At 39.0% G+C, this 12,301-nt stretch carries 9 protein-coding genes; 4 read left to right on the forward strand and 5 right to left on the reverse strand.

The features are described 5' to 3' along the window. Nucleotides 1–91 precede the first annotated feature (91 nt). Genes ACUR5C_RS11030 through ACUR5C_RS11040 form a run of 3 tightly spaced genes read left to right on the forward strand, consistent with a single transcriptional unit; the run spans nucleotide 92 to nucleotide 4,203 of the window. Nucleotides 92–742, forward strand: a complete 651-nt coding sequence (locus tag ACUR5C_RS11030) for a GTP-binding protein (RefSeq protein WP_454465179.1) — start codon at nucleotides 92–94, stop codon at nucleotides 740–742. Beyond that, entirely contained in the window at nucleotides 739–1,962 is a 1,224-nt protein-coding gene (locus tag ACUR5C_RS11035) for a sensor histidine kinase (RefSeq protein ID WP_454465180.1), read from the forward strand. Before ACUR5C_RS11030 ends, ACUR5C_RS11035 begins: the two co-directional genes overlap by 4 nt. Nucleotides 1,963–1,965: 3 nt before the next feature. Further along, nucleotides 1,966–4,203, forward strand: a complete 2,238-nt coding sequence (locus tag ACUR5C_RS11040) for an ATPase, T2SS/T4P/T4SS family (protein WP_454465181.1) — start codon at nucleotides 1,966–1,968, stop codon at nucleotides 4,201–4,203. Nucleotides 4,204–4,288: 85 nt separating this feature from the next. On the opposite strand, the gene ACUR5C_RS11045 is transcribed toward ACUR5C_RS11040, so the two are convergent. Beyond that, a complete protein-coding gene (locus ACUR5C_RS11045) occupies nucleotides 4,289–7,153 on the reverse strand; it encodes a discoidin domain-containing protein (protein WP_454465182.1) in 2,865 nt (954 codons plus the stop codon). 623 nt (nucleotides 7,154–7,776) lie between these two features. Between ACUR5C_RS11045 and ACUR5C_RS11050 the strand changes: the two genes are divergently transcribed. After that, a complete protein-coding gene (locus ACUR5C_RS11050; protein ID WP_454465183.1) occupies nucleotides 7,777–8,754 on the forward strand; it encodes an alpha/beta hydrolase in 978 nt (325 codons plus the stop codon). A gap of 308 nt (nucleotides 8,755–9,062) precedes the next feature. Here the strand turns inward: ACUR5C_RS11050 and ACUR5C_RS11055 are convergent, their stop codons facing one another. The 4 genes from ACUR5C_RS11055 to fliJ form a co-directional block, all read right to left on the reverse strand. Further along, nucleotides 9,063–9,404, reverse strand: a complete 342-nt coding sequence (locus tag ACUR5C_RS11055) for an Hpt domain-containing protein (RefSeq protein ID WP_454465184.1) — start codon at nucleotides 9,402–9,404, stop codon at nucleotides 9,063–9,065. A 26-nt stretch (nucleotides 9,405–9,430) separates the two neighbouring features. Next, entirely contained in the window at nucleotides 9,431–11,134 is a 1,704-nt protein-coding gene (locus ACUR5C_RS11060; RefSeq protein ID WP_454465185.1) for an ATP-binding SpoIIE family protein phosphatase, read from the reverse strand. Nucleotides 11,135–11,139: 5 nt separating this feature from the next. Beyond that, complete coding sequence (locus ACUR5C_RS11065; protein WP_454465186.1) at nucleotides 11,140–11,442, reverse strand: STAS domain-containing protein; 303 nt, start codon at nucleotides 11,440–11,442, stop codon at nucleotides 11,140–11,142. Between the two features lie 236 nt (nucleotides 11,443–11,678). Then, nucleotides 11,679–12,128, reverse strand: a complete 450-nt coding sequence (gene fliJ, locus ACUR5C_RS11070) for a flagellar export protein FliJ (RefSeq protein ID WP_454465187.1) — start codon at nucleotides 12,126–12,128, stop codon at nucleotides 11,679–11,681. Between the last annotated feature and the right edge of the window lie 173 nt (nucleotides 12,129–12,301).

A 12,301-nucleotide genomic window follows, 5' to 3' on the forward strand; every position in this document is an offset into this window, starting at 1 on the left:
CACGGAGGGTTATGAATTATTAGGCTATTTGGTGTTAATTAAGCTATATATTATAACAATCTGCTTTTCATTAATGAGTTAAAAAACTTATATGGCTAACTGGGATGACGCGAAGAATACGTTAAACTTAAAACTGGTTTTTTATGGCCCAGCTTTAAGTGGCAAAACGACTAACCTAATTGCTCTGCATGATATTCTTGCGCCTAAAATGAAAGGAGACATGCAAATTCTTGAAACACAAAATGACCGCACCCTCTTTTTTGACTTACTTCCACTCGGCATAAAAACAGTCACCGGTACAACCATTAAATTAAAGCTTTATACTGTACCCGGCCAGGTAGTGCACAACAGTACTCGTAAAGCGGTACTTTCAAGAGCCGATGGCGTAGTATTTGTAGCCGACTCGCAAACAAATCAGTCGGAAAATAATGCCGAATCATTTAATAACTTAGTTCAAAACACAAAACTCGTTGGCTTAGATATAGAAAAGCTGCCTTTAGCTGTGCAATTTAATAAGCGTGATTTGCCGAATATTACCCCGGAATCAGAATTGGAAGCGCGCTGGAAAGCTTCTCCCTGGACTCTCCATTATGCCAGCGCACTGGAAAAGAAAGGGGTTAAAGAAACCTTTGTTCATTTATTAGAAAAGCTCTATCAATCATTAGATGAGTTTGAGCTAGCGGAAAAGCATCAGCTAAGCCAAGCTAGCTTTATTGAGCAAATAGTGGGAGTTTCCAAATGACCATCATATCTGACTTTGAACGCGAGTTTACTTTGCAAGAACTGCTCCCTGCAACTAGCCTGAAGCGCATAGAAAGCAGTTTAGAGCAGTTTAATATCAACAATTATCAGCTTGTCGACTCCACTGGCAAAGTTTATCTAACTAAAGGAGAAGCTGTGTCTGAGGTAGAAATTGATCTTTGTCCGGAGCTTGATCCCGTTGGCACCCTGTGCGTTGCTGCAGAGAATGAGCAAGCGGCTAGAGCCTTAAGTGCATTAGTACTCGATATTATGCAAACTAATTGGCGCTACCAGATGAGCTCTGACCTCCATATTCAAACAACTCAAGATGACTATAAAGCCCTTCTTGAAAAAACCAACGCGCTAGAGATTTCTGAACGTAAATATAAAAACTTAGCCGAGTCGCTAGAAGAAAAAGTCCAACTTCAAGTTGCACAAATTGAGCAATCACAAAAGCAATTATACGAAGCCGAAAAAATGGCATCCGTTGGACAGCTCGCTGCAGGAGTTGCACATGAGATTAATAATCCCATTGGTTTTGTCAAAAGTAATTTAACTACCGCATCAGAATATGTTACCGATTTAAAAAGCTATATAGCCGAATGTATAAAATATATTTCTGCTGAAGATTTAGCCAAAATTGACAGCAGCGATATCGACTTTGTACTAGAAGATTTTTCAGACTTAATGCAACAGTGTATTGACGGAACTAAGCGAGTTTCTAATATAGTAAAAGATCTAAAAGCTTTTTCAGAAGTCGACCATAGCGAGCAACTTTATATTGATCTTAGTGAGCATTTAGAATCTGTTGGGCGAATATTTAATTCTTCAACCAGCGAAAATATCCAGTTCCAAGTTAAAATAGAGCCTCTACTCCCAACCTACTGTAAACCTAACCATATTAATCAGCTACTATTAAATTTACTTAACAATGCAGCCAATGCAATCGAAGGTAAAGGAAGCGTCCTTCTTAGTGCAAAAATGCTCGATAACAAGATAGAGCTATCCGTTTCTGATAACGGAAAAGGAATGGATGAAGAAACCCAAAGAAAAGCATTTGAGCCATTTTTTACTACTGAGGAAGTTGGCTCAGGTACGGGGCTTGGCCTAACGGTTTGCCGCGATATTGTCAAAGCGCACCAAGGCGAAATAGTTATTAAAAGTAAGCCCAATGTCGGCACAAAAGTTAGTGTAATTATCCCTGTTAAACAATCGGAGTAAATATTGAGCTCATACGCCAATTTATTCACAGGTAAAGCTGAAGATACTGATTCAGCAGTACAAGAAACAGGACGTTATCAACTGTTGTTTGTTGATGACGAGTCTAATGTATTGGTCGCTCTAAAACGTAATTTTAGAAAGGAAAATTACGACATTCATTTAGCCAAAGATCCAATCGAAGCCCTAGAGCTTTTAAAGAAACAGTCTATACATTTAATTATTTCTGACTTTAAAATGCCAAAAATGAATGGCGCAGATTTTTTAAGAAAGGTGAAAGACGAATACCCTCAAGTAGTTAGAATAATGCTCACAGGCCAAGCCGACACAAATGCGGTAATGACAGCCATAAACGAAGGGGCGGTCTATAAATTTATCCTTAAGCCATGGAACGATGATGATTTAAGAGTAACTGTCGCGCTCGCTCTTGAACAGTATGAGTTAAAATTAAAAAACTCCGAACTCAAAAAAGAAAACGAAACCGTTCAAAAAGATTTAAGTAAGCTGTCAAAAATGGCGGCAAAAAACCGCAGCCAAATATTAATGGTATTAAATAAACGCGGCTTGCTTAACGACTCTCAAGTGCAAAAAGTCGTTAACGAGCAAATACGGCTAAAAATACCGCCGTTAAAAATAGTATTAAGGCAAGGTTGGGTCGCGGAAAAAGAAATTAGAAAAATAATCAAAAAAGACTTTTTTATTGAAGAAGTTATACTTAGTGAATTTCAAGTTGATGAAGCGATTAGTTCATTAATTCCCGCAAGTTTTTGTCGTCAACAACTACTACTGCCATTAAAGCAGCAAGGCAAACGCGTTACGATTGTGATGGCCGATCCTTTAGATGAAGGTCTGCTAGAAAATTTACGTTTCACTAGCGGCCTAGACTTTAATATAGTCATGGCAAACTGCAAAGACATTGAAGAAAAGCTAGAGTCTATTTATGGTTCATCTGAAGAACTGGGCGGCTTAGATTCCTATGAATCTTTACCTGACCCAGTCGACTCCATTGAGATCATTATTGATGAAGATGACGATTTAGCCCTCAATGACTTACTAGAAGGTACTAACGAGCCGCCAGCTATTCGGCTAGCAAACGCAATTATTATGGAAGCAATAAGGCTAAATGCTTCGGATATTCATATTCAACCTACCTCAAAATGCATTTTAATTCGCTATCGTATTGACGGCGTTCTACATGATAAAATTCAAGCACCACTCAATTTGCTCATGCCACTGATTTCACGCATAAAAATTATGGCAGAGCTAGACATCACCGAGCGCCGACTTCCCCAAGATGGGCGCATTACCGTAAAGTCTTCGCTAAAAATTGTTGATTTACGCTTATCAACTTTACCAACCATTAATGGCGAAAAAATTGTTATGCGCTTACTCGACAGAAATAGCTCAACTGTTGCCTTAGAAGACTTAGGGTTTAGCCCTAGCCAACTTCATCAACTCGATTTTGTCAGTTCACAGCCTCAAGGAATTATACTGGCGACAGGCCCAACCGGTAGTGGTAAAACAACAACCTTATACTCATTGCTAAAGCAAAATTATTCGCATGATAAAAACTACATTACTATTGAAGATCCGGTCGAGTACTATATGGATAACGCCGGTCAAGTCATGGTAAAAGAGCAAATAAAATTTGATTTCCCAACAGTATTGCGCGCGGTTTTACGACAAGATCCCGACACAATTTTAGTCGGAGAAATTCGTGATGCAGAAACCGCTGAAATTGCATTTCAAGCAGCACTCACTGGCCATGTGGTTTATTCGACCCTGCATACAAACTCAGCATTAGCTACTTTGGCTCGATTGTTTGATTTAGGCCTTAGAAACTATGTCGTTGCCTCGGCTTTAGTCGCTATTATAGCGCAACGCTTGGTGCGTAAACTCTGCCAAGATTGTAAACAAAAACATCAGCCAGATCCTAAGAAGCTACGCTTATTAGGTATTAATTTAACGGTTGGTAGCGGCCAGTATTATGAAGCCGAAGGTTGCGACAAGTGTCATGGCACAGGCTTTAAAGGGCGAGTTGGCATTTACGAAGTCTTAGTTTTTGACGACACCATTAAACAAGCAATTAATAACGAATTAAGTTTTGTAGAAGTTTCGGAGATAGCTAAACGCTCTGGCTTAAAAACCATGATTGAAGATGCGATTGATAAAGTTCACAAAGGCTTAGTGTCAATTGAAGAAGTGCTCAGAGTATTAGGCGCGCAAAAATTTGAAGAAAAGTAGCTACAACAATGAGTCACATTTTAGAATTAACTCAAGAGCAGTCGCAGCTACTTGATGATAGTGTTTTTAACTTAATGCGTTTTAACTATCTTGCATAAACGTCTATCTCCGCTAGCGCAGTCCAAGGGTTGTTATTAGTTTCCGACAGCGCCCTTAAGCGAATATATCTGCCGCTGACTGGGGCAAAACTGACGGTTTGCGGGTTGGCCGAGTTTTGAAAAGCACCTGAAGCAACAGTGGAAGCCCAGTCGATACCATTAACACTCACATATATCTCATAGTTAGCAATTCTACCGTTCGAACCACCATCCTGGCGCGGTGTGTAAACTAAACTAGATATTTCGTAGTTCGCGCCGAGATCAATGCTTATATCATGCGGGTGGCTTGGTGAAGCATCGAGCCATTGAGAGTGCCAAATTGTATTTAAATCATCATCAAATGCATTCACAGCTGCGCCATTTTCACCACGCAACTCTTCACTACTAACCGATAATAAGCGCCAATTAGTTTTTGCGAGTCTCTGTGGTTCATTACCATCGGTCACTGTAATAGTGACTTGCGCTGGGCTGTTACTTTGATTACCTAATGAATCACTTACGTTCAAACTAACGATAAAACTCCCGGCTTGATTAAAAGTTATATTTCCAGGAGTGGCTTGTGTTGAATTCGCAACGCCCGATCCTAGCCCAAAGTACCAACTATAATTTAATGGGTAATCACCGTCGCGATCATTTCCTGAACCAGAAAAATAAACACTTTCGCCGACGCTAATGAGTCTGTCTTCTAGAGGCGAATTAATCGTTGCTGTCGGCGCGTAGTTCCCCGAAAAAGGCAGCCCTACTACTTCTAACTCAGCAACCGCGGTCCAATTATTGCCAGCAACTTCAGATAATGCTCTTAGCCAAACAAACTGTCCAGAAACAGGGTTAAACTCAATATTTTGCGGCAATGCGCTGTTCGCTAACCTTCCAGCTGCAACCGCACTCCCCCAATTATTACCGTCGCTACTGACGTAAACTTCAAACTCACTGATTCGGCCATTAGTTGCACCGTCTTGCCTGGGTGTATAAATAACCTGACTAAGATCAAACACTGCACCTAAATCGATTTGCAAATCGTGTGGAGGGCTCGGTGAACTGCTTGACCACTGAGTATGCCAAAAAGTGTTTAAATCGCCATCAAAAGCATTGCTGGCCGCACCATCTTCTGCCGCAATTTCTTGGCTATTTACAAATAATAGTTGCCACAAACTTTGGTCAAGTAATTGAGGTTCTGAACCATCTGATACGTTAATCACCACTTGGGCTGGTGAGCTAGCGGGCGTTCCCAGCGCGTCAGTCACAATTAGGTTAACCGTATAAGTTCCGACATTATTAAAAGTGACTTCACCGGGAGTTTGTACGCTGCTTTCCGCGACGCCAGAGCCAGCGCCAAATGTCCAGTTAAATTGCAGCGGTGTATTTCCGTCAAAATCATTGCCGATGGAGTCAAAGAAAACGGAGCCACCGGCGATTATACTAATATTCTCGCTTGGTTGTGTTATTTGACCCGTCGGCGGGTAATTACCGCTAAATGGCTGACCAACTAGGTCTAGTTCTGCAACGCTTGTCCAAGGATTATTATTCGCTTCACTTAACCCAACAAACTTTACATATTGTCCTGCGGTTGGCTCAAAATTGGCATCTTGCGGGTTAGCTGAAAATAAAAAGGTTCCTTGGTCGACGCTGCTTCCCCAATTGGTTCCATCAGTGCTAATAAAGATTTGATACTGCCCTACTCTACCATTAACGCCACCGTCTTGGCGTGGGGTATAGCGAAGCGCTGAAATTTCATAGACAGAACCTAAATTAATTTGAATTTCATGGGGATGACTCGGCGAAACACTTGACCAGTTAGTATGCCAAAAAGTTGTAACATCATCGTCAAAAGCATTAGTAGCAGCTCCATCTTCACCTGCCGTTTCTTCGCTATCGACAAACCATAAAGTCCATCCAGCTTTATCAATTAAATCGTCAGGTGGCGCTATAATCGGCGGGTTTCCATATCCATCAATAACTCCAATCCATTCACCCTGCTCTATTTCTAAAGCATCTAGCTGATGTACACCAAGCTCGCGCCAGTCGTTGCCTTGAGTAACGACGATAGGGCTTTCTGGAATTTCTTCTTCGGTGTAATTGGTGCGAGTTAACTCAGTTATATTAAATGCTCGCACACTCTCTCCATAGACAGGAACATCGTCTTGAGCAATCCGTACTAATTGATTATCGACTTCTAAGACTCGTCCACCAGGGCGAGCAATATTGGCATCATTAGTTATTACCGGACTTTGCGGATGAGCAGTCCAAGGCCCTTCTAAAGTGTCTGCATAGTGCAAGTATAAAGTAGCGTTGCCAGTATTAGAGCTAAACATCCACCAAGAGTTGTCGCGCTGAAATAGCGTATTATCAACAAACTCAACTCCTTCTAATAAATTGCCAACAAATGCCCACTCAGTTGGAAAGTTAGTCGCAATATAAAGCCTTACAGTGGCATTTTCATTACTCTCTGGCACCATATAAATTTGCCCATTCGCTCGAAATACCTGCGGGTAAGATAAGTGGAATGATTCATCTAAAACAATTTGCTGATAATCCCAATCGAGTCCGTTTGTACTGACAGCATAGCCAATATCACCATGGCCAGAACTTCCATTTAAAACCTCAAAATACATATGATATTGATTATTTTCATAGATAAAAAATGGATCAGCCACAAAGGTAGCTGAAACGTCAGTGACATCGGCTGCTGTTAATACTGGGTTTTGAATTTGTGGAGGATCAGACAGGCTAAAGGGAGAGCTTCCGGTTAAAATCCCTATTGACCACTCATCTGCAGTGGATTGATAACTTAGTAAGAGTAATATTACACAGCCAAGATTTAATAGCTGTTTTGTTAGATTCCGTCCTTTCATTTCGCGCTCCGCTTTTGGTTTAATGTCAAAAAACTATCGCTAATAGGTTTTGGCAGAAAACGAAGCAATCAATGCACTGTAATTTTAGCTATCCTTGCCCAGAGATTATCTCTATTACACTATATCTCCTCAAGCAATATAGACCTATTCACCTTAGAAATAAAGTAAAAGAAAATATAATTTTTAAAACAAGTTCTATTATTGATATAAAATATTAGTAGTCTGGCTCAACAACGTCAGATGTCCAAATGGTTCAACGGCAAAATGTGAATGACCTTGTGGCAAGTTTAAACCGCACAAAAATTAATCTTTGTGCAAAGATCTTATTTGAGCAAGACCGATATGGTCATATTTCTCTTAAGCAGAAAATAAACTCGAGACTAAAAAGCTTCGGTTTGAATTTTAGAACGGAAGTTTAAAATTATTGAAATATTTGGGCGCGATTGACTATCATCTTTTTCTGTATTAACTTCATTCTGAAACATAACACATTTATCCTCGCTGAGATTTTCCTCCAGTCAATTAAGCTAAATGAGTAAATGTGGTATAATCGTTCTTTTAAATCTGTGCGATATGCGACTTGTGTTCATATAGTAATTAGCTAACTGCTTAATTGGAGTCTTGTGAATAACTTAATTAAATTTAATTTTTATATTGTTTTTATATTCTTTTTAACTGGCTGTACATCAATAGGTAGCTACATCTTATCGAATCCTGATATTTACTTATCAGAGGCTGAATTTATTAAAACAGCACCTGAAGAAATAGGTTTTACAAAACACCAGTTTTGCTCAGAGAATGAATGGCAATGTATTCCATATATAACTGCACCACCATACAATTCTGATGACTTTCCGTCGCATAGTTCTGTTTATTACAACCTCCACTCAACGGGCCATGGAGTAGAAAATACTGTAACCCATAGAATGACACCTGACACATTCAACCGTTTTCAAGGAACTGCTTTATTGCTGCATGGATATGGAGGTAATAAAGAGGTTATGTTGGCTACCGCAATTTACTTTAGAGCTGTAGGCATGAGTGTTATCATTCCCGATTTATTTGGTCATGGTGAATCAAATGAAAAGTTTGTCTTTGCTTCGCGCGAGCATCTAGTCTTGTCGAAGCTTCTTGAAGAGTTAGCAAATAAAGGGGAAATTGAAAAGCCTATAATAGTTATTGGTCACTCTATGGGGGCTTTAACAGCGAGCAACCTCCTTTCATCTAAACAAGTAGATGCTGCTATTTTGCTTGCTCCAATGATGAGATTCGATCTTGCTGCTAAAGAATATTTGCCATATAAAGCACCGACATTAAGCTCAATTTTCTCTGAAAATATAGATAGTATTGTTACTCGAGCAATGCAAAGCGTATCAGTTATTTTGGAAGACACTGACTTATTGAATAACTTAATTAAAGTTAGTAAGCCAGTGCTATTGGTAAACTCAGATATAGATTCAGTGTCACCACCGGGATATTTTCAATCAAATAAAAATCAACAAGTAACACAACTTATACTCAAAAATAGAACTCATTCAAGTCTAATGGTTTTTAGTAAAGATGACTCCAATAAAATAGAAAATTGGCTGTTTAAGTTGTGAGCAATTCAAAGCGCAGTTTCAAAAATGAAGAAGCGTTAAAAGACACTCATCGGTCCGTTTAGGCTTCACAAACTGACATTTTTAAACTTAGTCAAAAAGAATGGTTTGGTAAGGTTTCCGTCAATAGGCTAATTGCTGTCAGTGGCTATTTACTGAAAAGCTAATGGTACGATTAGATTAAATTCTTTGCTCTAGTAAGTCAGTTCAAGTCTGAGTAACTACACTTTAAGAAATACATACCTATTACGCTAGAACACTTATCTTTGTTGTTAATTAGCAATGTTAATTGCTCTTTGCACTTAGAATAGCTATTGATTCAAAATCTTTTTATTTATTTCAGCTTTTAATTGTTGGTACTCAAGATGTAACTTATCTAAAAAACTTAAACAGCTTTCAAGCTCTTCCATTAATGCGGCATTTTCGATTGACTCGCAAATAATCGCGAATTTTAAAGCACCGACGTTGCGACTGCTGCCTTTTATACTGTGGGCGGTACGTCTTATTAAATCATAATCATTCTGTTTGCAGACTGAAACTAGCTGCTTTATTTTAATTTCATTATCTTCTAAATAGGCTTCAAATAAGGTGTTTAAATCTTCACCCATAAGGTCAGCTAAATCAGCTACGATAGTTTCATCTAATTGTTGCACAAGCTTTCCATTTCTTTAAGTTACAATTATTCTTTTGACTGGCCGTTAGCATACCACCGATAAATTGCCTTCACATGCTTTCCGTTGTCAAAATACTCGATTGATTCACACAAACTATTCAAAAGTGGGAGTCCTCTACCGCTATAACCACCAGACTCGCTGCCTTTTTGCAATACTTTATCGACATTAAAGCCGTCACCACTATCAGTAAAATTAAACTCTAGTAATCCACCATCTTTTAAAGGAGAGTGATCTATCTCAACTTTAACAAATCCATCGTTTAGCTCAAGTAACTTGTCATTACGCTGTTGATAATATTGAGCAAAGCCTTCACTGCCATTTTTAACCGCAGAATTAAGCCCTAACACACCGTGTTCTAGAGCATTATTATACAGTTCAGACAACACTGTAAAAATACGCGAGCGATGGTTCCTTAATTCGCGACATTCGAGCAATGTTTGCAGCATCATAGGAATGGGATCAAACTTACCCAGAGATTTTCCGCGTAAACAGAGGCTTAAATTGGAATCTAAAGTCCCCGTTTGAGCGTGCGAGGTTTGATCGAAATTGGCCGATTGTTCAAGCTGCTGATGCGGAAAGGCGACTTCTATTAAGCTTAAATCGTCACCCTGCTCTTCAGTTCCACAAAACTTAACCACTTCATCTACCAGCCCCCCACATAAATTGTCATTTGCTAGGTTGCTTTCTATATAGGCCATCATACGAGCTTCGCCGTACATTTCTGAATCTTGATTTACCGCTTCTATAATGCCATCGGTCACAGCTAAAAGTTTATGCTGGCGGGTGAAGTGGTGAACACTTGCTTCAACTTTAAATTTTTCTGGCGTTTGAATTCCCAGTGGTAAGTGAACTGACTCAACCGTTTCTACTTGATTAGACTCAGTATCTAATATATAAGATTGCGGCGCACCTGCATTCCAAATCGTTAGCCGTTCGTCGAGTGGGTCAATATCGGCAATAATAACGCAGCAAAAAACCCCTCGCGGTAAAACCGAAAAAAGCCGCGAATTCATTTCAGTCATAACATCTTGTATCGCAAATCCTTTTTTGGTCATACCATAAAATATTTCAGACGTTGGCATTGCGCCAATCGCTGCAGGTAAACCATGACCAGTAAAATCAGCGAGCATTAAGCGCATCCCTCCCATGGGAGTTTCTGCGGCTAACAACAAGTCGCCATTAAAAATAGACATTGGAGATAAATGATAATTAATATTTTCGGCAGCTAAACAGCCTCGGTGAGCAATATTATTAAATATTTTTTTGGCCGCTTCTTGCTCTTGTACCAAATGATCATTATGAAACTGAATTTCCGCTTTTTGCGCTTCAATTGTTTCGTATAGTTTTGAAATACGCGCAAAAGCTTCAACCTTTGCTTTAATAATAATCCGATTGATTGGTTTACTAACAAAGTCATCACCACCGCAATCAATACATTTAGCAAGATCGTAAGCGTCGGTTAAAGATGTTAAGAATATAATGGGGACCCAGCGAGATTCCTGCTCAGATTTTATGGCTTCTGCTACTTCATAGCCGTCAAGATCGGGCATTAATACATCTAAAAACACCAAGCTAGGGTGATGTTCTTGATAAGCTTGAATTGCCTGATTTCCGGTCTCTGCTTCAACTACCTGATACCCTTCTTGAATAAGTACTTTGGAAAGTATCAGGCGTTCAACTCGGTTGTCATCTGCAATAAGGATTTTCAAGGGATTTAAATCGTAAAAAGCTGCTCAAAATTAGATATGGTTAAAATTTTTCGAATATCATCGTTACAATTTTTAAGGGTAATATTGGAAGAGTCGCCCCCGGCGTGGTCTCTTAGCAATAATAACATTCCTAACGCTGAACTATCTAAATAGCTAGTGTCAGCCATATCAACGATTATCTCCGGAGGAGCAGGTGATAATTTTTCATAAGAATCTCTAAAGGCCTGATGAGCACTAAAATCAAATCGACCATTAATCGAAATGGTAAGTACTTTTTGATCCGGTGAAAGACTTGAAGCCACTGTCATTGTTTACTCCAATTTAACTTTATTATTAAACCTTTGTATAAAAAGGCTTTATTCACAACTACATAGAATAAGCATAGAGCAAACTAGCTCTGAAAACTAATATTTTTTACAAACTTACTATCAATTTATGTTGAATTGCGATTTTCATGCTAACCATTTGAGGGAAAACGCTTATTTTTTGTCCAACCTGTTGTTTTAACAACCTATTTTTCATCTGTTGTAAGCCAATATACAGTCTAAAGTTGGTACTGTCTGCGCAGAAAAGCTTGAGTAGACATTTCATCAATTTGCTTATTTTCTTTTTTCTCTCTTTCTGAACGCTCTTCTTTTGACAGTTTTCCAACCAACTGATCAATGGCCTTAGCGTGGGTCCTTTTATCATGCCAACGCGACTTACCTTCATGCAAATCGTTTTCCGCAGCTAATATCACTTGCTCTTGTTGCTTAATCGCCTCACTAATTTTTGCTAAAAATTGATGATAATGCTGCAAAGTTGCCCCACTAACCCCTTGTTTTACGCGAACTTCCATTTGTTTTAAGTATTCAGTTTTATAGGTTTCGAGTTGGTGAAGCTTTAATGCTTCATTGCGCTGATTTTCAAGTAGTTGGGCATATTCAATTGCTGCTGCCTTCTCCCCTTTTTGGGCTAATCTATTAATTGGCTGTAATCGCTTCGATCTGACCATTGATTTGTCTTACCTCTACAGAGAAAAACTATAACACACTGAAAAACATTGATTTTCACTATTAAAACAGCATAAAACTCAGCATTAAAAAGTAAAATATTTGTACTTTTTTAGCTTAAATTCGCTTATTTTGCTGCTGCGGTGTAAACCATAAAAACCTCAAACTAACTAGT

The organism is Aliikangiella aequoris (assembly GCF_053709105.1).